Origin of the sequence: Kitasatospora sp. NPDC058965 (assembly GCF_042741245.1) — a bacterium.
Classification (GTDB): domain Bacteria; phylum Actinomycetota; class Actinomycetes; order Streptomycetales; family Streptomycetaceae; genus Kitasatospora.
On record NZ_JBHYKG010000146.1, the window covers coordinates 1 to 20,761 of the forward strand.

Annotated in this window: 20 protein-coding genes; 8 read left to right on the top strand and 12 right to left on the bottom strand. The window is 75.8% G+C overall.

The features are described 5' to 3' along the window. Positions 1–41 precede the first annotated feature (41 nt). From ACFW1A_RS23135 to ACFW1A_RS23145, 3 genes are read right to left on the bottom strand one after another with little or no spacing between them, the layout of a single operon-like run. Positions 42–938 (bottom strand): SDR family oxidoreductase, encoded by an 897-nt coding sequence (locus ACFW1A_RS23135; RefSeq protein WP_380411070.1) that lies wholly within the window; start codon positions 936–938, stop codon positions 42–44. Beyond that, positions 935–1,837: an alpha/beta fold hydrolase gene (locus ACFW1A_RS23140; protein WP_380411071.1), complete on the bottom strand. Its 903-nt coding sequence runs from the start codon at positions 1,835–1,837 to the stop codon at positions 935–937. The genes ACFW1A_RS23135 and ACFW1A_RS23140 overlap by 4 nt, the downstream gene beginning before the upstream one ends. Continuing rightward, a complete protein-coding gene (locus ACFW1A_RS23145; protein WP_380411073.1) occupies positions 1,834–3,381 on the bottom strand; it encodes a flavin-containing monooxygenase in 1,548 nt (515 codons plus the stop codon). The genes ACFW1A_RS23140 and ACFW1A_RS23145 overlap by 4 nt, the downstream gene beginning before the upstream one ends. A 177-nt stretch (positions 3,382–3,558) precedes the next feature. Between ACFW1A_RS23145 and ACFW1A_RS23150 the strand changes: the two genes are divergently transcribed. Both ACFW1A_RS23150 and ACFW1A_RS23155 read left to right on the top strand, forming a co-directional pair. Further along, positions 3,559–4,326, top strand: a complete 768-nt coding sequence (locus ACFW1A_RS23150; RefSeq protein ID WP_380411075.1) for a MerR family transcriptional regulator — start codon at positions 3,559–3,561, stop codon at positions 4,324–4,326. A 160-nt stretch (positions 4,327–4,486) separates the two neighbouring features. Beyond that, positions 4,487–5,293 carry an inositol monophosphatase family protein gene (locus ACFW1A_RS23155; RefSeq protein WP_380411098.1) on the top strand — a complete coding sequence of 269 codons (807 nt, stop codon included), beginning with the start codon at positions 4,487–4,489 and terminating at the stop codon, positions 5,291–5,293. Positions 5,294–5,330: 37 nt separating this feature from the next. On the opposite strand, the gene ACFW1A_RS23160 is transcribed toward ACFW1A_RS23155, so the two are convergent. The 4 genes from ACFW1A_RS23160 to ACFW1A_RS23175 form a co-directional block, all read right to left on the bottom strand. Next, positions 5,331–6,521 carry a cytochrome P450 gene (locus ACFW1A_RS23160; protein WP_380411077.1) on the bottom strand — a complete coding sequence of 397 codons (1,191 nt, stop codon included), beginning with the start codon at positions 6,519–6,521 and terminating at the stop codon, positions 5,331–5,333. A 38-nt stretch (positions 6,522–6,559) separates the two neighbouring features. Further along, a complete protein-coding gene (locus tag ACFW1A_RS23165) occupies positions 6,560–7,273 on the bottom strand; it encodes a tRNA-dependent cyclodipeptide synthase (RefSeq protein WP_380411079.1) in 714 nt (237 codons plus the stop codon). A gap of 579 nt (positions 7,274–7,852) precedes the next feature. Beyond that, positions 7,853–9,355, bottom strand: coding sequence for a pyridoxal phosphate-dependent decarboxylase family protein (locus ACFW1A_RS23170; RefSeq protein WP_380411080.1), 1,503 nt, complete (start codon positions 9,353–9,355; stop codon positions 7,853–7,855). Further along, the gene (locus tag ACFW1A_RS23175; protein ID WP_380411082.1) at positions 9,352–10,704 is read right to left on the bottom strand and encodes a diaminobutyrate--2-oxoglutarate transaminase family protein; all 1,353 of its coding nucleotides are present in this window, start codon (positions 10,702–10,704) and stop codon (positions 9,352–9,354) included. The genes ACFW1A_RS23170 and ACFW1A_RS23175 overlap by 4 nt, the downstream gene beginning before the upstream one ends. 139 nt (positions 10,705–10,843) lie before the next feature. Between ACFW1A_RS23175 and ACFW1A_RS23180 the strand changes: the two genes are divergently transcribed. Then, the gene (locus ACFW1A_RS23180; protein ID WP_380411083.1) at positions 10,844–11,449 is read left to right on the top strand and encodes a class I SAM-dependent methyltransferase; all 606 of its coding nucleotides are present in this window, start codon (positions 10,844–10,846) and stop codon (positions 11,447–11,449) included. A 51-nt stretch (positions 11,450–11,500) separates the two neighbouring features. Here the strand turns inward: ACFW1A_RS23180 and ACFW1A_RS23185 are convergent, their stop codons facing one another. Further along, a complete protein-coding gene (locus ACFW1A_RS23185) occupies positions 11,501–12,031 on the bottom strand; it encodes a GNAT family N-acetyltransferase (RefSeq protein WP_380411085.1) in 531 nt (176 codons plus the stop codon). A gap of 46 nt (positions 12,032–12,077) precedes the next feature. After that, complete coding sequence (locus tag ACFW1A_RS23190) at positions 12,078–12,770, bottom strand: HAD family hydrolase (protein WP_380411099.1); 693 nt, start codon at positions 12,768–12,770, stop codon at positions 12,078–12,080. Between the two features lie 128 nt (positions 12,771–12,898). On the opposite strand from ACFW1A_RS23190, the gene ACFW1A_RS23195 reads away from it, so the two are divergent. Next, positions 12,899–13,093 (top strand): hypothetical protein, encoded by a 195-nt coding sequence (locus tag ACFW1A_RS23195; protein WP_380411087.1) that lies wholly within the window; start codon positions 12,899–12,901, stop codon positions 13,091–13,093. A gap of 32 nt (positions 13,094–13,125) precedes the next feature. On the opposite strand, the gene ACFW1A_RS23200 is transcribed toward ACFW1A_RS23195, so the two are convergent. Next, positions 13,126–14,109: a hypothetical protein gene (locus ACFW1A_RS23200; RefSeq protein WP_380411088.1), complete on the bottom strand. Its 984-nt coding sequence runs from the start codon at positions 14,107–14,109 to the stop codon at positions 13,126–13,128. Between the two features lie 75 nt (positions 14,110–14,184). After that, the gene (locus tag ACFW1A_RS23205) at positions 14,185–15,252 is read right to left on the bottom strand and encodes an RNA ligase (ATP) (protein ID WP_380411090.1); all 1,068 of its coding nucleotides are present in this window, start codon (positions 15,250–15,252) and stop codon (positions 14,185–14,187) included. 341 nt (positions 15,253–15,593) lie between these two features. Here ACFW1A_RS23205 and modA point away from each other — a divergent pair, with 341 nt between their 5' ends. From modA to ACFW1A_RS23220, 3 genes are read left to right on the top strand one after another with little or no spacing between them, the layout of a single operon-like run. Then, on the top strand, positions 15,594–16,448 hold the full coding sequence (gene modA / locus ACFW1A_RS23210; RefSeq protein ID WP_380411092.1) for a molybdate ABC transporter substrate-binding protein: 855 nt from the start codon (positions 15,594–15,596) through the stop codon (positions 16,446–16,448). Continuing rightward, entirely contained in the window at positions 16,448–17,239 is a 792-nt protein-coding gene (gene modB, locus ACFW1A_RS23215) for a molybdate ABC transporter permease subunit (protein WP_380411094.1), read from the top strand. Before modA ends, modB begins: the two co-directional genes overlap by 1 nt. A gap of 17 nt (positions 17,240–17,256) precedes the next feature. After that, the gene (locus tag ACFW1A_RS23220) at positions 17,257–18,327 is read left to right on the top strand and encodes an ABC transporter ATP-binding protein (RefSeq protein WP_380411095.1); all 1,071 of its coding nucleotides are present in this window, start codon (positions 17,257–17,259) and stop codon (positions 18,325–18,327) included. A 27-nt stretch (positions 18,328–18,354) separates the two neighbouring features. Here ACFW1A_RS23220 and ACFW1A_RS23225 read toward each other — a convergent pair whose 3' ends face one another. Next, positions 18,355–19,455 (bottom strand): DUF5937 family protein, encoded by a 1,101-nt coding sequence (locus ACFW1A_RS23225; RefSeq protein ID WP_380411096.1) that lies wholly within the window; start codon positions 19,453–19,455, stop codon positions 18,355–18,357. Positions 19,456–19,556: 101 nt separating this feature from the next. Between ACFW1A_RS23225 and ACFW1A_RS23230 the strand changes: the two genes are divergently transcribed. Continuing rightward, a partial coding sequence (locus ACFW1A_RS23230) for an MFS transporter (RefSeq protein WP_380411097.1) occupies positions 19,557–20,761 on the top strand: 1,205 nt, incomplete at its 3' end.

Here is a 20,761-nt window from a genome sequence, read left to right on the forward strand (position 1 = left end):
GTGGAACGTCGACCGGGCCGACTTCCCGGGCCGACGTCCCGTCAGACTCCGTGACGGGTGCCGCGCGACACCTCGTCCGCCGCACCGCCGGCGCCCACCGCGCGCAGCCGGCTGGCCGCGGTGGCGGCCAGGCGCGGCGCCAGCCGGGCCACCTCGCGCGAGCCGACCGCGGCGATCAGCGGCGGCAGCGCCCAGCGGACCGGCTGCATGCCGCGCAGCCAGGCCTGGGCGTAGACGTGCGCCGAGCGGCGGCCGATCCCGGCCACCAGGCGGTCCACCGCCGGGCCGATCGGGTAGGTGCGGTTGGCCGGCCAGGGCAGCTTGGACCGCATCTCGCGCAGCACCTCGTCCTGGTCGGCGCCGCGCACCATGTCGGTGTCGGTCCAGCTCAGGTAGCCGACGCCGACCTTGACGCCCTGGTGGGCGACCTCGGCCCGCAGCGAGTGCGCGAACGCCTCCACACCCGCCTTGCTGGCGCAGTAGGCGGACATCAGCGGCGCGGGGGTGAGCGCGGCCAGCGAGGCGATCTGCAGCAGGTAGCCGTGCGACTCGATCAGCGCGGGCAGGAAGGCACGGGCGGTGGTGACGCTGCCCAGCAGGTTGACCTCGATCACCCGGCTGAACGCCACCGGGTCGCTGTCCAGCATCGGCCCGCCGAGCGCGATGCCGGCGTTCGCCACCACCGTGTCGATCCGGCCGTACTTCTCCGTGATGCCCTGCGCCGCCGCGCTCAGCTCGGTGAGGTCGGTGACGTCCGCCTGCCACCAACTGGCGTCCGGCCCGCAGGCCGCGGCGGCCTCCTTGAGCTGGTCGGGCTCCAGGCCCACCAGCGCCACCCGGGCGCCGCGGTCGGCGAGCCTGCGGGCCATCAGCGCGCCGAGCCCGCGGGCGGCTCCGGTGACGACGACCACCTGGGAGTGCAACGGCGGAACGGTCATGCGGCATCAGTCCTCTCGACGGTCAGGTGGGTGGTGACGAGGCGTCGGATCTCGGCGGCCACCGCGTCCGGGTCCTCCAACGGTGCCATGTGGCCGACGCCGGGCAGTTCCACCAGGCCGTCGGCGGCGCGCAGGGCGCGCTGCATGGCCCGGGCGTGCGGCGGCGGGGTGAGCTTGTCGGCGGTGCCGACGACGATCGAGGTGGGCGCCTCGATCATGGTCAGGCCCGGGCGCACGTCGAGTCCGGTGAGCACCCGGCCCCAGCGCGCCCGCGGGGCGGTGGCGCAGGCGTGCACGATCTCGGCGCAGGCCTGCACCTGCTCGGAGCCGGCCCGACGGCCCATCACCGCGTACTTGAGCACCGCCTTGCCGACCGGGGTGATCGGCCCCAGCGGCAGCCGGGACGTGAGGATCGACCGGGTCAGGAAGGCGCGCACCGCCCGCGGCAGCTTCGGCGGCGCCACCAGCGCCTGCTCGACCAGGTCGGCCGGGCCGGTGCTGCACAGCAGCACGGCGGCGGTGCGCTCGGCGACCCGGGTGCGCCCGCCGGCCGCCATGATCGTCATCCCGCCCATGCTGTGGCCGACCAGCACGGCCCTGCGGTCCTGGACGCAGAGGCCGAGCACGGCCTCCAGGTCGTCGGCCAGGGCCTTGGTGGAGTACCGCTCGCGGTTCACCGGGACGTCGCTGCGACCGTGCCCGCGCTGGTCGTAGGCGACCACGTAGTGGTCCGGCACCAGGCGCTCGATCACCGGGGCCCAGAACGCGGTGTTGCAGGTCCAGCCGTGGGCCAGCACCACGATCGGCTTGTCGGAGTCGCCGTAGGTCTGGATGTTCAGCCAGGTGCCGTCGGCGGAGCGGTGGCGCAACCTGGCGTTGTGCTGCGGCGCGCCGGTCATGCGGAGACCTCCTGGGCGGCGGGCGCGGCGGCGCCGGCGGGCTGACGCTTGATCAGGTCGTACTCGGCGAGGTCGATCCGCCGGGTGGCGCGGCGGAAGGCGCTGGTGGAGCCGGGCCACAGGGTGGTGTTCTTGCCGTCCTCGGTCAGGTACCAGCTGCGGCAGCCGCCGGTGGTCCACACCGTGCGCTCCATCCTGTGCTGCAGGCGCTGGTTCCAGTGCCGCTGGGCCCGCGGGGTGGGCTGCAGCGCGGTGGCACCGACCGACTGCAGCGTGGTGAGCGCGTCGACCAGGTAGTTCAGCTGGGACTCGATCATCAGGATCATCGAGCTGTTGCCGAGGCCGGTGTTGGGGCCGATCACGAAGAACAGGTTGGGGAAGCCGTGCACGGTGGAGCCGCGCAGCGCCTCCATGCCGTCCTTCCAGACGTCCGACAGGCGCTGCCCGTCCACGCCGTACACGTGCTGGGCGGTGGGCAGGTCGGTGGTGTGGAAGCCGGTGCCGAAGATGATGACGTCGGCCTCGGTCTCGGTGCCGTCGGCGGCGACCAGGGTGGAGCCGCGCACCTCGCGCAGGCCGCTGGTGACCACCTCGGCGTTGGGGGCGGCCAGCGCCGGGTAGTAGGTCTGGCTGAGCAGGATCCGCTTGCAGCCGATCCGGTAGTCCGGGGTCAGCTTCGCCCGCAGCGCCGGGTCGGCGATCTGCCGGGCCAGGTGCTTCTCGGCCACCTTCTGGACCAGCCGCAGCGCGCCCGGGCGGCGCACGAAGGCGTCCACCTGCAGCTCGCGGACGGCGAACAGGACGGCCCGGCGCAGCGCGGTGGTCGCCGGGACGGCCCGGTGGACGGCCTTCTCCAGGGCGCTGATCTCCCGGTCGGCCTTGGGCAGCACCCAGGCGGGGGTGCGCTGGAAGACGGTCAGCCGGCCCACCTTGGGCTGGATCTCGGGAACGATCTGGATCGCCGAGGCGCCGGTGCCGATCACCGCGACCTTCTTGCCCGTCAGGTCGTACCCGTGGTCCCAGCGGGAGGAGTGGAAGACCTTCCCGGGGAACTCGGCCAGGCCCGGGATGTCCGGGACCACCGGGTCGGCGAGCGGGCCGGTCGCGGAGGCCACGGCGTCGGCGGTCCACTGGCCCCGGCTGGTGGTGATCCGCCAGCGGGTGTGCTCGGCCTCCCAACGGGTCTCGGTGACCTCGTGGTTCAGCCGCAGGTGCGGGCGCAGGCCGTAGGTGTCGGTGACCCGCTCCAGGTAGGCGCGGATCTCGGCCTGGCCGGAGAAGCTGCGCGGCCAGTCGGGGTTGAGCGCGAAGGAGAACGAGTACAGGTGCGAGGGCACGTCGCAGGCGCAGCCGGGGTAGCTGTTGTCGCGCCAGGTGCCGCCGACCGAGTCGGCCCGCTCCAGGATCACGAAGTCGGTGATCCCGGCCCGGCGCAGGCGCACGCCCGCGCCGATCCCGCCGAAGCCGGAGCCGATCACGGCCACCCGCACGTGCGGGACCTCGGTCTGGGGGGTGCTGCGCGGGGTGGGGGTTGGCTCTGCCATCCGCGGGATCCTTCCTGGTGCGCGCGAGCCGGGAGGGTGGGGCTCGGGGGGTGAGCGTAAAGGAGTCCGACCATGCCAGTAATCACTGGCATGGTCGGTAGAGTAGCTGTTGACACTGGTTCTAGTAAGGGGGCGGGAGTGGCGGAATTCCGGGGTGTCGCGTCCTATGCTGGCGGCGTGGCGCAGATCGACGACGGAGCACCGGACGAGCCGGCCCGCGAGTACCGGGTGGAGGAGCTGGCCGCGGCCGCCGGCATCACCACCCGCACGCTGCGCTTCTACCGCGAGCGCAAGCTGCTGCCACCGCCGCGCCGGGCGGGCCGGATCGCCTGGTACGGCCCGGCCCACCTGGCCCGGCTGCGGCTGATCGGCGAACTGCTGGAGCGCGGGCACACCCTGGGCGGCATCGCCGAGCTGATCGGCGCCGGCGAGAGCGGCCAGGACGTGGCCGAGCTGATCGGCCTGGAGCAGGCGATCACCTCGCCGTGGTCCGACGAGACGCCGGTCCGGCTGGACTGGGCCGAGCTGCAGGCGGCCTTCGGTGACCAGTTGACCGAGGCCAACACCGTCGAGTCCCTGGCCCAGGGCTACATCACGGTGACGGACGACGGCATCACCCACGTCAGCAAGCGGCTGCTGGACGCCACCGTGGCACTGCTCGACGAGGGCGTCCCGCTCGCGGCCGTGCTGGACACCAGCCGCAAGGCGCAGGAGCACGCGGACGCGGTGGCGGAGGTCTTCGTCGGCCTGATCCGCGATCAGCTGCTCGGCGCACTGCACACCGACACCCCGCTCCCGCCGGGCGAGGCCGCCCACCTGACGGAGCAGCTGAACCGGATCCGCCCACTGGCCCGCACGGTGGCCGACGCCCAGTTCGGCCTGGCCCTGGACCGCCGGGTGCGCGCCGAGTACGAGGGGCTGCTGCAGCAGCGGCGGCAGCTCTAGGGCCCGCCGCCGGGTCGACGCGCTCACCCGGCGCGGCCGGGTCGGCACCGTCCGCAGCCGCGCCCGGGTCGGGGCGCGGCTGCGGGCAGGTCGCCGCAGGTCGCATCCCATCGGGCATGGGAGAGTGGTAGCCGAGCGAAGGGAGCGCAGCCGCGTGCTCATGGAGAAGGTGGCCGAGATCCTCACCGAGGCCTCCGCCGAGGCCGTCGAGCCGCGGTTCCGCGCCCTCGCGGCGGGTGACGTGATGGAGAAGGCCCCCGGCGACATGGTCACCGTGGCCGACCGCGAGGCGGAGCGGATCATCGCCCGGCGGCTGCAGGAGCTGCTGCCGGTCCCGGTGGTCGGCGAGGAGGCGGTGGCCGCCGACCCGACGCTGGCCCGGGCGCTGCACAACGAGCCGGCCTGCTGGCTGGTGGACCCGGTGGACGGCACCGCCAACTTCGTGGCCGGCCGCCCGGACTTCGCCGTGATGGCCTCGCTGGTGCGCGACGGCGAGGCGGTGGCCGCCTGGATCTGGCAGCCGATGACCCGCACCTCCTACGCGGCCGAGCTGGGCGCCGGCGCCTGGCGGGACGGCCGGCGGCTCACCCGGCCGCCCGCCGGCCCCGACCCCGAGCAGTGGCGCGGCTCGATCAAGCGCTATCTGCGCAAGCCCGGCCTCTTCCCCGGGCTGCAGAGCCGGATACCGCCGTTCGGCGAGCTGACGGAGGGTCGGCGATCGGCCGGGATGGAGTACCCGCTGGTGGCCGACGGCCAGCTCGACTTCCTGCTCTACTGGCGGACCCTGCCCTGGGACCACGCCCCCGGCTCGCTGCTGGTCCGCGAGACCGGTGGCGTCTCGGCCCGGCTGGACGGCTCCCCCTACCGGGCCGATCCGCCCGGCGGCGAGGACGGCCTGCTGGTCGCGGGCGACCCGCAGATCTGGGAGCTGACCCGGGACATCCTGCTGGCCCGGCGGCGGCCCTGAGCGACCGCCCGGGCCGCCGCCGGCCGGCCCCGGCCCGCTACCAGAGCACCGGCAGCCGCTCCGGCAACCGCTTGATGAACCCGGGCCGCCAGGCCAGCTGCTCCACCGGGATCGCCAGCCGCAGCCCGGGCAGCCGCTCGACCAGCGCGGTCAGCGCGATCTCCGCGTGGGTGCGCCCCAGCGCCGAGGCCGGGCAGAAGTGCTGGCCCGCACCGAAGGCCAGGTGCGGGTTGCTCGGACGGTCGAAGTCGATCCGCTCCGGGTGCGGGAAGACCTCCGGGTCGTGGTTGGCCCCCTCGACCAGCACCAGCACCAGCTCGCCCGCCCGCACCAGCTGCTCGCCCACCCGCACGTCGGCCAGCGCGATCCGCGGCAGCGCGTCGCCGATCGACAGGTTGACCCGCAGCATCTCGTCCACCGCGCGGCCGATCACCGCCGGCTCGGCGCGCAGCCGCTCGGCCAGTTCGGGCTGCCGGGCCAGCATGATGATCGCGTGCAGCAGGAAGGACGAGGTGGAGACCGCGCCCGCGCCGAACAGCGACAGGGCGACGGTGGCCAGCAGCTCGTCGCCCACCCGGTCCGAGAGCTCCGGCGAGCGGCGCAGCTCGGCGAACCGCCCCAGCAGGCCCTCGGTCGGGTCGTCGTTCAGCCGGTCGACCATGTAGCCCAGGTCCTTGTACCAGTTGGGGCTCGACCCCTCGAACGGGCGCGGGCTGGTCAGGAAGGCCACGTCGATCCCGGCCATCAGCCGGCGCCAGTCGTCGGTGGGGATCCCCAGCAGCCGGCAGTGCAGCGCGGCCGAGTACGGCTCGGTGAAGGCGTCGCGCAGCTCGGCCGGACCGCCCTGCTCGGTGATCCGGTCCAGCAGCCGGTGCGCCTGCACCTCCAGCCACCCGGCCAACTCCCGGTCGGCGCGCGGCGAGAGGGTCTTCATCACGGCGTTGCGCAGCCCGGCGCTGTTGATGTTGCCCATGTTGTTGACCACCTCCGGCGGGATGGTCAGCGCGTACTGGCGCGGCACCCCCGGGTTGGCGGTGTCCTTGAGGCTGAACCGCTGGTCCTCCAGCACCTGCTTGGCCAGCGCGTAGTTGCTCACCAGCCAGGCCTCGTCCCCGGTCATGGTGCGGACCTTGGTGATCGGCCGCTCGGCGCGCAGCTCCTCCGCCTCCGGCGGCAGCACGTCACCGCGCCGCGAGAGAGGGAAGGCCGGCAGCTCGGCAAGGGTCATGATGGCTCTGCTCCTTGGGAGTGGTGGGTGACTGATGGTCAGGCGGCTGCGGCGGCGGGGCTCGGCCGCACCACCGCGTAGCCCTGCTCGGGCTCGGCACGCAGCCCCTCGCCGGGCCCGAACAGCACGGGCGTCAGCGGGAGTTCGACGTGGTAGCAGGAGATCGAGCTGGCCACGTCGAGCAGCCGCGGGGTGTCCAGGAAGAACGGCAGCTCGGCGCAGATGTAGCGCAGCCCGGCCGCCAACTGCTCGGCGGTGGCCGACTGCCCGGGCGCCAGCCGGCCGGCCAGGAACCCGCGCGCCATCCCCTCGGCGGCGCCGCGGAACTCCGGGTCCTCGCGCAGCGCCCGGCCCACCTGCTCGCGCAGGCGGCGGTACTCGCGGTCCGGCAGGAAGTCGGAGAGTGCGTGCACCCCGACCCCCTCCCGGCCCGCCTCGGCCACCCCGCGCTCGATCCGGCGCGCGGTGGTCTTGACCTCCTTGGCGGCCCGGCGGCGGGCCTGCTCGGCCGGGTAGCCGAACGCCTCGTACTGCGCCTCGACGTGCAGGTCGGCGTAGACCAGGTCCACCGAGGCGAAGGACTCCCGCCCCCAGCGGACCAGTTCGGCGATCCTTCGGGCGCTGAAGTAGCTGTTGCCGGGACTCACGCCGATCAACAGGTGGTCGCCGCGGTCCCACACCCGGCGGCAGCGGTCGGAAAAGGGGAAAGCCTCGTAGGGGCTCGGCTCGGTGCTCAGGAGCGATTGGCTCATCACGCGGCCTCCGCGTCGCATGGCTGAGTTCACGGCAGGTGTTCGCAGCGGGTCGGGGAATGTGGCCCGGGCCGACGGCTCCGGGAAATGCGCACAGCCGTGCACCGGCGTGCGGAAGAATGCAGGAAATGGCAGTCCGCGGCGGGCGGCGCAGAATTGCGCTCCGCGCCCCGCGCGACTATTGCCCGACGTTCATCGGAACGTGGTACCGAATTCATCGACGGCGCCGACCGAGGGCGCGCCGGCGGGGGTGGACACCACGGGCGCCGGGGCCGTCACCGGCCGCGCCCGATCGCTACGACATGCCGCAGCCACCGCGATTCCGCGGTTGCGCATGACGGGGCCCCCTTGTGCCGCTAGTCCCTGGGAGCCGTGTGCTCCCGGTGTGGCGGCGACTACCCGACGTTATCGCCAGCGCTCCCGAGGTGCGCAAGTGGCACCGGGCAGTTGGCCGGATATGGCGTTGCGCTTGGCCGGAACATTTCCCTGACGGAACGTCAGGTCAATTCCTCACGGAGCGTCACTCGCATGTGCTTTCCTCCATTCCGCGGGCCGCCGGACCGACCCGCGGCTGTACCTTTATCGGCGGTCCAGTTCCCGGGCGGTGGCGACCACCGCGGCCAGCAGGCCCGCCAGGTCGGCCTCGGTGGTATGCGGATTGAGCAGGGTCAGTTTGAGCCGCACCAGCCCCCCGGTCACGCCGGGTGCGGGAGCCGGGAGTTCAGTGCGGCCCAGGACCGCCCGGCCGTCGGCCAGCAGCCGGCGGCGCAGCTCGGCGTTGAACCGGTCCGCCCGCGCCGGATCGGCGGGCAGCGCCCGGAACAGCACGGTGGTCAGCAGCGGCTCGCGGTGCAGCTCCAGCTCCGGGTGCCGGCGCACCAGGTCGGCGGCGGTCAGCGCCAGCGCGCGGCAGCGGTCGACCAGCCGGCCCAGCCCGTCCCGGCCCAGGGTGCGCAGGGTGACCGCGATCTTGAACGCGTCGGCCCGCCGGGTGGTCCGCAGCGAGCGGCCCAACAGGCTGGGGTAGCCGGCCTCTTCGTCGTCGACCGGGTTGAGGTAGGCGGCCCGGCGGGCGAGCGGGGCGTAGCTCGCCGCCTCCCGGACCAGGAAGACCCCGGCCGCGACCGGCTGCCAGCCGAACTTGTGCCAGTCCAGCGAGACCGAGTCGGCCAGCGCGACCCCGTCCAGCAGCGGGGCGAGCCGCTCGGAGAGCAGCGCGCCGCCGCCGTAGGCCGCGTCCACGTGCAGCCAGCAGCCGTGCTCGGCGGCCAGCTCGGCGCAGCGGCGCAGCGGGTCCACGGCGCCGGTGTCGGTGGTCCCCGCGGTGGCGACCACCGCGACCGGGGTCCGGCCCGCCCGCCGGCCGGCGGCCAGCGCCTCGGCCAGCGCGGCCGGGTCCAGCCGCTGGTCCTCGTCCACCGCGACCGGGACGACCGCGCGCTCGCCCAGGCCCAGCAGCGCGGCGGCGCGCTGCACCGAGAAGTGGGCCGCCCGGGAGGCGTAGATCCGCGGCCGGCGGGCCGGGTCCACGCCGTCCAGCTCGGGTCGGGTGCCGGCGGTGCGCAGGGCCCGGTCCCGGGCCAGCATCAGGCCGAGCAGGTTGGACTCGGTGCCGCCGCTGGTGAGCACGCCGGCCGCGTGCTGCGGCTGGTAGCCGACCAGGGCGGCGAGTTCGGCGAGCAGCTCGGTCTCCAGCACGGTCGCGGCCGGGGCCTGGTCCCAGGAGTCCAGCGAGGGGTTGAGCGCGCTCGCGGCCAGGTCGGCGGCGACCGCCACGGCCAGCGGCGGGCAGTGCAGGTGCGCGGCGCAGGCGGGGTCGGCCGGGTCGGCGGCGCCGTGCGCGAGCAGTTCGGCGAGGGTGGCCAGCGAGGCCTCCGGTGCGTGCAGGGCGTGGGCCGTCCCGGCGGCCAGCGCCTTGGGGTCGCCGGCCGCGAGCGGGCCGCCGCGGCGCGCGCTGCCGGCGGCCAGGGCGGTGAGCACCGTCTCCAGCAGCGGGCGCAGCGCGGCGGGGCCGGCCGTGCCGCCGGCCAGTGCCGTGGGGTCGGGGGTGCCGCCGGCCGGCGCCGCGGGGTCGGCGGTCACCGCGGCTCGACCGCCGCCTCGACGGCCTCGGCCAGCCGCTCGACCACCGCGCGGGCCTGCTCGTCGGTGATGGTCAGCGGGGGCAGCAGGCGCAGCACCGCGTCGTGCCGGCCGCCCAGCTCCACGATCAGCCCGCGGGCCAGGCAGGCCTCGCGCACCCGCACCGCCAGCGCCGGATCCGCCGGGCGGGCGCCGCAGGCGTCCGGCTCCGCCCCGGCGTCCACCAGCTCGACGCCGAGCATCAGCCCCCGCCCGCGCACCTCGCCGATCACCGGGAGCCGGGACTGCAGGGCCGTCAGCTCGCCCGCCAGGTACCGGCCCACCCGCTCGGCCCGGTCGGCCAGCCGGTGCTCGGCGACGTACCGCAGGGTGGCCGCGCCGGCCGCCATCGCCAGCGTGTTGCCGCGGAAGGTCCCGGTGTGCGCGCCCGGCCGCCAGCCGTCGTACTCCTCCCGGTAGACCACCACCGCCAGCGGCAGGCTGCCGCCGATCGCCTTGGAGAGCACCATGGCGTCCGGCACGATCCCGCTGTGCTGCACCGCCCACATCGCGCCGGTGCGCCCGACCCCCGTCTGCACCTCGTCGACGATCAGCGGGATGCCGCGCTCGGTGGTGATCCGGCGCATCTCGCGCAGCCAGCCGTCCGGGGCCGGCACCGCGCCGCCCTCGCCCTGCACGGCCTCCAGGATCATCGCGGCCGGGCGCACCACGCCGCCCGCCGGGTCGTCCAGCAGCCGCTCGGTGTAGACCGCCGCGAGCCGCTCCCCCGCCGGGCCGCCGAGCCCGAACGGACAGCGGTAGGAGTACGGGTAGGGCAGCCGGGTCACCTCGCCGCCGCCGGGCAGCGGCTCCTTGACCGCGACGTTCCCGGTCACCGCCAGCGCGCCGGCGGTCATCCCGTGGTACCCGCCGGTGAAGGCGAGCGCGCCCCGCCGGCCGGTGGCGGTCTGCATCAGCTTGAGCGCGGCCTCCACCGCGTCGGTGCCGGCCGGGCCGCAGAAGTGCACCCGGGCGCGGGCGGCGAACTCGGCGGGCAGGCTCTCCAGCAGCGCGGTGGTGAAGTCGTCCTTCTCGGCGGTGGCCAGGTCCAGCAGGTGCAGCGGCGCCCCGCTGTCCAGGGTGCGGCGGATCGCCTCCAGCACCACGGGGTGGTTGTGGCCCAGCGCCAGCGTGCCCGCACCGGACAGGCAGTCCAGGTAGCGGCGGCCGTCGGCCCCCTCGACCGTCATCCCGTGCGCCCGGACCGGCACGATCGGGAAGGAGCGGGCGTAGGTGCGGGCGGCGGACTCCCGGACCCGTTGGCGGCGCAGGATCGCGCTGCCCGGGGCCGGCTCGGCAATGAGGGTCACGACCAAACTCCCAACGACAGCCAACAGTAAGCTTAGGTTAGCCTAACCTTAGTTGATGGCCTGTCCGTGGCCGCCCGCAGCCGGTTCAACGACACGCGGCGGGCCCGGGTCACGGGCACCGGATGGGTACGCTGCGGGCATGAGTGACGCCGACGACCTCGCCCGCACCCGGGAGTTCTTCGCGGCCCGGGCGGCCGACTGGGAGCGCAAGTTCCCGGACGACGGCCCCCGGTTCGCCGCCGCCGTGGCCGAACTCGGCCTGCTCCCGGGGCAGTCGGTGCTCGACGCCGGGTGCGGCACCGGCCGGGCGCTGCCGTTGCTGCGTCAGGCGGTGGGCCCGCAGGGAGTGGTGCTGGGTCTCGACCTGACCCCGGAGATGATCGTCCAGGCCGTGCGGACCGGGCGCGGCGAGCCGGCCGCCCTGCTGGTGGGCGACTGCGCGCGGCTGCCGCTGCGCACGGCGGCGGTGGACGCGGTGCTGGGCGCGGGGCTGCTCTCGCACCTGCGGCACCCGGTGGCGGACCTGGCGGAGCTGGCGCGGGTGACCAGGGCGGGCGGGCGGCTGGCGCTGTTCCTGCCGACCGGCCGGGCCGCGCTGGCGGCCCGGCACGGGCGCACCCTGTCCCCCGCGGACCTGGCGGCGGAGCCCAACCTGCGCCGGGCGCTGGCCGAGGCGGGCTGGACCCTGGAGCGGTACGCGGACGACGAGGACCGCTTCCTCGCCCTGGCCCGCCGGGCCGGCTGAGGCCGCCCCGGCCCCGCTCCCGACCGCGGGCCGCCACCGCCCCCGAGCGGGTCAGCCCCGCCACTCCTCGGCCAGCTGCCCGAGCACCACCTCGTCCAGGAACTCCCCGCACACCCAGGCCGCCCGGCGCAGGGTGCCCTCGACGGTGAAGCCGGCCGCGGTGGCGGCCCGGATCATCGCCGCGTTGTCCGCCAGCGTCTCCACCTGGAGCCGGTGCAGCCCGCGCACCTCGAAGCCGTAGCGGCACAGCACCCGGACGGCGTCCGCCGCGAAGCCGCGCCCGCGGTACCCGGGGCGCAGCGACAGGCCCAGGTGGCCGGTCCGGTTGTGCAGGTCGACGCCCCACAGGATCGCCTCGCCGACCAGCTCCCCCGTGGCCGTCTCGACCACGGAGAACGGGGCGGCCTCCTCGGACGGCCCCGCCACCGCGTAGGGCGAGTGGGCCGAGCCCGGCGGGATCGGCCGCCACGGCCGGGAGTCGGCCCGCGCGCGGGTCGGCACGTCGTCGTACAGCTCGGCCTGGAGCACGGGCACGTCGGCCTCGTGGCGGGCCCGGAGGGTGATGCGGTCGCCTGGTAGCACGTCACATTGCTAACACCGCGCGGCCGGCGGCACCACCCGTTTTCGCTCAGCCCGGGAACAGCTCCAGCACCGGGCGCAGCGCGGCCGGCCGCCGGTCGACCGGCAGGTGCGGGACCTGGAGGAAGGCGCAGCCCAGCACGGTGGCGCCGCCGTCGGCCGCGAGGTGGTCGCCGACCATCAGCACGTCCTGCGGCGCCAGGCCCAGGGCCTCGCAGCCGGCCCGGAAGATCCGCGGGTCCGGCTTCTGCACGCCGAGTTCGTAGGAGAGCAGGTAGGCGTCGACCAGCGGGTCCAGTCCGTGCTCGCGGAAGACCGGCCGCAGGTCCCAGCCGATGTTGCTGACCACCGCCACCGGGATGCCCCGCCGCCGCAGCTCGCCCAGCACCGGCGCCGCGTCCGGGTACGGCGCCCAGGCGGCCGGGCTCATGTGACGGTCGTACAGGTCCTGCGCCGACAGGCCCTCGGGCAGCCCGGCCGCGCGGGTCAGCGCGGTGTAGGCGGCCCGGTGCAGTTCGGGGCTGAGGTCCCGGGTGTCGACCAGTTCCGCCAGTCCGGCCGGCACCTCGCTCGGCGCCACCCCGCCGGGCAGCGCGCCGAACCACTCCAGCCGCCGCACCAGTTCGGCCAGCTCGACGGCGTCCGGCACCGGGCCGCCGCCGGCCAGGACCGCGTCCACCCACCGCTCGGTCGACTCGACCCGGAACAGCGTGCCGGAGAAGTCGAACATCACACCCTTCAGCATGTCCGCGAGCCTATGCCGCCTCGGTGACCAGCGGGTGAATCAGTCCACCTGTCGCGGATTGGCCCTGTTCTCACGCTCCGTCAGGCGGCCACGCTGGCAGCAGTGGCCCGCAGAGAGGGAAGCCGATGACCTTCGATCCGTACCAGCCCACCGTCGTCACCGACCGCGCCGAACGCGCCTGGCAGCACCGGCAGGAGACCCGCCGGGCCCGCGCGGTGCGCCCCGGTCCGCTGCTGCGGCGGCTGCGCGCGCTGCTGCTGCGCAGACCGGACCGCCCGGCGGCGCGCCCGAGCACCGCAGTGGCTGCGGACGGCGGCTGACCCGGCCTCGGCGGACAGCGGCTGACCCGGCCTCAGTCGTAGTCGCACCCGCTGACCGCCCAGGCCAGCCCCGTCGCCGGGTCCTCCAGGGTCAGGTGCAGGTGCCAGACCTCGTCGGTCGGGCCGCACCAGGTGAAGCAGCGCATCCGGGCGACCAGCGCGTCCACCTCGGCCACCGAGCACCGGCCCACCGGGTCGGCCATCGCCGCCAGCACCCGCCACACCGCCAGCCGGCCGCGCGCCGCACCGCCGGAGCGCCCGTAGGCCCCGGCCCCCGACCCGGCCCGGACCAGCGCGGGGTACGCGGCGGCGAACGGCAGGTACCCGCCGGTGACCGGTGCCCCGCCGCGCCCCGGCGCGAACAGCGCGGCCGCCTGCAGCGCCGTGCCCCGCACGCAGCGCGCCGCCAGCCACTCGCACAGCCCGCCCAGCGCGGCCGTCGCCGGCCATCCCGCCACCGTCGCCGGGACGCCCGGCGGCAGCGCCACCGGCGCCAGCCCCTCGCGGCTGTCCGGCAGCGGGAAGTGCGGCGTGGCGGCCGCCCCGCCCACCCGGTACTCGGTGACCCGGTCGGCCGCCTCCCAGCCCGCCTGCTCCCAGGGGCGCAGCACGAACGGCGCCTCCCCGCCCGGTTCGCCCGTCAGGTCCTCCCCCAGCAGCACCCGGGTGTGCGCCATCAGCGTCCGGACCGGCTCACCGATCGGCAGCCCGGCCAGCTCGTGCCACGGGTGCCGGCTCGCCAGCACCTCCCACAGCGGCCCGACCCAGTTGTCCTGCTCCCCGGCCGCCGCCCCCGGCCCGGCCGCCGGGTCGAACAGCCCGGCGGCGACCGCGACCGGCGCGCCCAGCACGAGTTCGTGCCCGAGCGCCGCCGACTGCTCCGCCGCCGCCCGCTCCCCGTCCCGCGCGACGGCGATCGCCCGCCCGCGCCGATAGCTCGCCAGCAGCTCGACCCAGTCCGAAGCACTCGGCCGATCCACGGGGCGCCGCTGCTCGTACGTACCGGAGGTGATCATATTTGTCAGCGTACGGCCCGTTTCGTCCCGATGCCTGACGCCACGTCACCCCACGGGGCCGAGCGCCGGAACGGGCTACTCGTACTCGGTGCCGCCCTTCCTGGTCAGGTACGCCGGGCTGACCGCCTTGGCGATCGCCCGCCCGCCCAGCAGCGGGCTGTGCCGCTCGGTGACGGGGCGGACCACCACGCCCTCGCGCAGGTGGAGGGAGCGGCCGGAGAGCGTCTCCCGCCCGCTCGCGTGCTCCAGCACCACCGCGGGGTCGAACGGACCGCGCCACAGCTCGGGGACGACCGGCAGCCGGTCGCCGACCAGCTCGGCCGCCGGCAGCCAGCGCAGCTGACCGTCGATCACCGCCGAGACGTCGAAGACCGCGTAGCCGGGCAGCTCGGTGCGGGCCGAACTGCCGTAGTCCAGGTCCTGCACACCGGCGCCGAAGACCTCGCCGAAGACGCCGACCCTCCCCGCCCCCAGGCGCGCGGCCAGCTCGGCGGCCACCTCGGCCACCCCGTGCGCCCGCACCGCGCGCCAGTACAGGTTGCGCCCGTCCTCGCGCAGCGCCAGGTGCTGGGCCCCGATCCCCTTGGAGGAGACCTGCACCCGCCCGTCGGCCGCGTGGAAGGTGAGCAGGCAGCAGCTGCCGTGCACCTTCTCGGTCAGCACCACCGGCTCGCCGGGCTCGAAGACGCCGGGGAACCGCTGCAGGTTCTCGATGTCCACCCAGGGCAGCAGGTCGGGCGCGGTCTCCACCTCGCCGCTCATCGCGGTCGGGATCGGCGGGCGCCACTTGGTGATGCCGAGCCGCTCGGCGAAGTCGGTGCCCCGCCCGGCGGCGTCGGCCAGGTCCACCCCGTCGAGCGCGCGCGGGCGGCAGACCAGGCCCTGGGAGAGCTCGCCGCGCAGCCGGACCGCCTTGACCCGGTTGGCCTCCCCGCCGGCCAGCCGCCCGGTCAGCCCGAGCTCCTCGATCAGCCCGGCCGGCAGCACCGCCTGCTCCGGGATGTACACCGCGTACTCGCCGGACCGGTAGGCCCCCTTGGCGACCACCGCGCGGTAGAGGCCGACCTGGGCCAGTTCCAGCGCGTCGGCGTTCGGGTGGTCGAGCACGGTCAGCCGCTCGGCGGTGACCCTCAGCGTGGACATCCCGGACATCCCCCTTCGTTCCTGTGGCGAGCCCCCACTGTGCCGCCTGCCCGGACGCGCCTGCCAGGGGTTTTCCGACGTATCGCACAGCCGGCCGGCTCCGGTGCCACGCCGGTCCTGTGCTTTGGCACAAGGGTTACGGGCCTTGCATTTGCGGCACTATGATCGCCACATTGCCCGCAGCTGCGAGCGTGCCAGCCCAGGAACCGCCGACCGCGTGGACCGGCCCGCACCGAGCAGCCGGGCCAGGGTCGCCCCCTTCCGTCGCACCGCGCGGCGGACCGGCCCGCACCTGACCGCACCGCCGCGGCCCGTCGGGCCCGGCAGGAGGGGAATCGCAGATGACCACCACCCGGACCCGCACCGCCGCTGCCGTCCTGGCCGCGCTCGCCCTGGCCGCCGGCCTGACCGCCTGCTCCAGCAGCGGCAGCAAGGGCTCGGCGTCCGACGCCGGCTCCGCCGGCGCCACCGCCTCCGGACCGGCGCTGTCCGGCACGGTCACCGTCTTCGCCGCCGCGTCACTGCAGGGCACCTTCACCGACCTCGGCAAGAAGTTCGAGGCCGCCCACCCCGGCACCTCGGTGAAGTTCAACTTCGGCGGCAGCTCGGCGCTGGCCCAGTCGATCGTCAGCGGCGCGCCCGCCGATGTTTTCGCGGCCGCCTCACCGGCCACCATGAAGACCGTGACCGATGCCAAGGACGCCGCGAGCGACCCCAAGGTCTTCGTCCGCAACACCCTGGAGATCGCCGTCCCCAAGGGGAACCCGAAGCACATCGCGGCGCTCAAGGACCTGGCCGCCCCGGGCGTGAAGGTGGCGCTCTGTGCCGCGCAGGTGCCGTGCGGCGCGGCCGCCCAGACGGCGCTCAAGGCGGGCGGCGTCACGGTCACCCCGGTCACCCAGGAGCAGGACGTCAAGGGCGCGCTGACCAAGGTCGAGCTCGGTGAGGTGGACGCCTCGATCGTCTACCAGACCGACGTCAAGGCCGACGCCGGCAAGATCGACGGCGTGGACTTCGTCGAGGCCGCCAAGGCGATCAACGACTACCCGATCGCCGACCTGGCCAAGGCCCCCAACGCGGCCGCCGCCAAGGCGTTCGTGGCCTTCGTCGAGTCGTCCGAGGGCATGGCGGTGCTGACCGCGGCCGGCTTCCAGGCCCCGGCGGCCGCCGCCGCCTCGCCCTCCCCCTCCGCCTGATGCGGCGCGCCTCCCGGACCCCGCCGGTCGCCCTGCTGCTGCCGGCCCTGCTCGGACTGCTCTTCCTGGTGCTCCCGCTGGTCGGCCTGCTGGTGCGGGCCCCCTGGGGGGAGTTGCCGGAGCAGCTCTCGGGCGAGGAGGTCTGGGAGGCGCTGCGGCTCTCGCTGGTCTGCGCCACCTCGGCCACCGCCGTCTCGCTGGTGCTCGGGGTGCCGCTGGCCTGGCTGCTGGCCCGCACCCGGTTCCCCGGGCAGCGGCTGGTGCGGGCCCTGGTGACGCTGCCGCTGGTGCTGCCGCCGGTGGTCGGCGGGGTGGCGCTGCTGCTGGTGCTGGGGCGCAACGGGATCGTGGGGCGCTGGCTGGACTCGGCGTTCGGCCTCACCCTGCCGTTCACCACGCCCGGCGTGGTGCTGGCCGAGACCTTCGTGGCGATGCCGTTCCTGGTGATCAGCGTGGAGGGGGCGCTGCGGGCGGCCGACCCGCGCTACGAGGAGGCGGCGGCCACCCTGGGCGCCTCCCGGCTGACGGCCTTCCGCCGGGTCACCCTGCCGCTGGTCGCGCCCGGGGTGGCGGCCGGCGCGGTGCTCGCCTGGGCCCGCGCGCTGGGCGAGTTCGGCGCCACCATCACCTTCGCCGGGAACTTCCCGGGCCGCACCCAGACCATGCCGCTGGCGGTCTACCTGGCGATGGAGAACGACCCCGCGGCCGCCATCGCCCTCAGCCTGGTGCTGCTGGCGGTCTCCGTCGCGGTCCTGGCGGGACTGCGCGGCCGCTGGACGGGCACCCCGTGACGGAGCCCCGACCCACCATGACGGACGACCGGCCCACCGGCCTGGACGCGCACCTGCGGGTGACCCGCCCCGGCTTCGCGCTCGACCTCGCGCTCACCGCCGCGCCCGGCGAGGTGCTCGCCCTGCTCGGCCCCAACGGGGCCGGCAAGTCCACCGCGCTGCGGGCGCTGGCCGGCCTGCTCCCGCTGGACGACGGCCGGCTGACGCTGGACGGCACGGTGCTGGCCGACCCGGCCACCGGTCGGCACACGCCCGCCGAGCGGCGCCCGGTGGGCGTGGTCTTCCAGGACTACCTGCTCTTCCCGCACCTGAGCGCGCTGGACAACGTCGCCTTCGGCCTGCGCTGCCGGGGCCGCTCCAAGCGCGAGTCGCGGATCGAGGCCGCCGGCTGGCTGGAGCGGATGGGCCTGGCCGAGCACGCCGGCACCCGACCCGGGCGGCTGTCCGGCGGCCAGGCGCAGCGGGTGGCGCTGGCCCGCGCGCTGGCGGTGCGGCCCCGGCTGCTGCTGCTGGACGAACCGCTGGCCGCGCTGGACGCCCGCACCCGGCTGGACGTGCGGGCGCAGCTGCGCCGCCACCTGGCCGAGTTCGAGGCGGTGGCGGTGCTGGTGACGCACGATCCGCTGGACGCCATGGTGCTGGCCGACCGACTGGTGGTGGTCGAGGACGGCGCCGAGGTGCAGACCGGCACGCCCACCGAGGTTTCCCGGCGCCCGCGGACCGACTACATCGCCCGGCTGGTCGGGCTCAACCTGTTCCAGGGCACCGGCCGCGGCCACGCGGTGGTGCTGCCGGACGGGACCGAGCTGGCCACCGCCGAACCGGTCTCCGGCCCGGCCTTCGCCGCCTTCCCGCCGGCCGCGGTGACGCTGCACCGGGAGCGCCCGCAGGGCAGCGCCCGCAACGTCTTCGCGCTCACCGTCGGGGGCCTGGAGCTGCACGGCGACCTGGTCCGCACCGAACTGGCCGGCCCGCTCCCGATGGCCGCCGACCTCACCCCGACCGCCGTCGCCGCGCTCGACCTCACCCCGGGCACCCCGGTCTGGGCCGCCGTCAAGGCCGCCGAGACCCACGCGTACCCGGCGTAGGGCCGCGGTCCGGGAACCGGCGCGCCGTCAGCGGAGCACCGCGTCGACCAGGTCCGCGCCCAGCCGGGCGCTGCTGCCCAGGTCCAGCGAGTGGAGCACGTAGCGACCGCGGCGGCGGGTGAGCAGCAGGCCGGCCCGGCGCAGGACGGCGAGGTGCCGGGAGACCTCGGGGGCGCTGAGGTTCCAGGCGGCGGCCAGCTCGCCGGTGGTGTGCGGACCGCGGGCGATGGTGCGGGCCAGCCGCAGCCGGACCGGGTGGGCCAGCGCCTCCAGCCGCTGCTGGACCACCGCCAGCGAGACCGGCTCGCCCGCGGCCGCGTCCGCCACCGGGTACTGCAGCACCGGGCGCCAGCCCCGGGCGTGCACCGCCACCAGGTGCGGGCGGCCGAAGGCGGTGGGCACGAAGGTGATCCCGCCCGCCGCGGTGGCGCTGACCGTGTTGTCCTGCAGCTTGTCCACCAGGATCCGCCGGGCCCCCGCGGCGGTCTGCTCCAGGGCCACCGCCCCGGAGACCGCGGCCAGCGCCTCGGCCAGTCCGTGCCGGGCCAGCAGGTCGGCCTTCTGCCGCGCGTCGGCGGCCAGTTGCGGCACCAGCTGGCGCCAGGTGTCGGCGAAGAAGGCCGCCTCGCAGTCCTCCAGCAGCCGGCGCACCAGTGCCCGCACGGTGGTCGGGTCGGTCAGCAGCCGGTCGGTGAAGGCGGCCTGCCGCGGGCCGCGGGCGTTGGCCAGCTCGCGGGCCCGCTCCTTGGCACCGGCGTCGCTCAGCGGCGAGGCGGCCGGGCGGAAGCTGAGCCGGTCGGAGCCGCAGCTGGTGAGCAGCGCGGCCGCCACGTACTGCTCGTCGTCGACCCGGTCGACCGCGTCCAGTTCCTCGGCCAGGGTGGCCCCGGGCCGGGACGGCAGCAGGAAGTCGGCGCGCGAGTAGCGCCAGAGGAAGTCCGCCTCGTCCAGCCGGTCGGCCAGCTCCGGCTTGAGCGCCCCCGCGGTGGCGGTGGCCCAGCCGTGCAGCGTGGGGTGGTGCCCGGGCTCGGCCAGCAGGTGCAGCACCGCGGTCAGTTCGGCCAGCGGTGACGGGGCGAAGAGCAGCCGGTCCGCGGGCAGGCCGGTGATGTCGATGGTCAGGCTCACGGCGACGATCCTGCCAGTGGTCCCCGCGCGCTCCCGCGCCGGTTGACGGTAGTCGTCAATCGACGTGCGCGGGCGGCCCGCCCGGGCCGAACGTTCCGGTCATGACACTGATTCAGCAGGGCACGACTCGGCAGGGCTCGATTCGGCGGGGTTCGATTCGGCAGCGGTCCCGGGCAGCGGGGCGACTGCCCGCCTTCGTGGGCGGCCCGCGGTACGCGCTGGCCGTGCTGGTGGACGCGGTCGGGCTCGGGCTGCTGCGCCCGTTCCTGCTGCTGTACGGGGTGGGCGTACTCGGGCTGGACCCCGGCCGGGCGGGGCTCGCGCTCTCCGGCGGGCTGCTGGCCGGGTTGGCGCTGGTGCCGCTGACCGGCCGCTGGATCGACCGCGGCGCCCGCAGCCGGGTGGTGGCGGCCACCCTGCTGGCCCGCGCGGCGGGCGTGCTGGTGCTGCTGGCGGTGCCCGGGGTGGCCGGCTTCGCCCTGGCCGCGGTCCTGCTCGGGGTCGGCAGCCAGAACTGGCCGGCCGCGCACGCGGCGACGGTGGCCACGCTGGCCGAGGGCCGGGCCCGGGACGCGGCGCTGGCCGCCGGGCGCTCGGTGCGCAACGCCGGGCTCGGGGTCGGCGCGCTGATCGCCACCGTGGCGCTGGCCGGCGGGGCCACCTCGCTGCGGGCGCTCGCGGCGGTGACGGCGGCGGCCTGCACAGCGGCGGCCGCGCTCGTCTGGTCGCTGCGGGTCAGCGGGCCGCGGGTGCCCCGGGCTCGGGGGCGGGACCGGGCGGCCGCGGGTCCGGCGGGCGGGCCCAGCACCGTGCTGAGCCTGGCCAACCTGCCGTTCGCGTTCTGCTTCGACGTGCTGGAGGTGGCGCTGCCGGCGCTGCTGGTGACCCGGCTGCACGTCTCCCCGGCCTGGTCCTCGGGGATCTTCGTGGGCAACACCGTGCTGGTGATCGCCGTCCAGGTGGCGATCGTGGTCCGGCTCGGCCGGCGGTCGCGGCGCTCCGCGCTGACCGCGGGCGGCCTGCTGCTGGCCCTGTCCTACCTGGGCTTCTGGGCGGCCGGCGGGCTCGGCGGCAGCGCCGGGGCGGGCGCGGTCTGCGCGGTGGCGGTGCTCTACACCGGCGGCGAGATCCTCTACTCCGGGGCCGGCACCGCCCTGGTGGTGGCCGCCGCCCCGGCCGACGGGCTCGGCCGGGCGCTGGCCCGCTGGGAGCTGTCCAACGGGCTGGGCCGGGCCCCCGCCCCGGCGGCGCTCTCCGCGCTGCTCGCCGTCGGGCCGGGAGCGCTGTGGGGCGGGTTGGCCGCGGC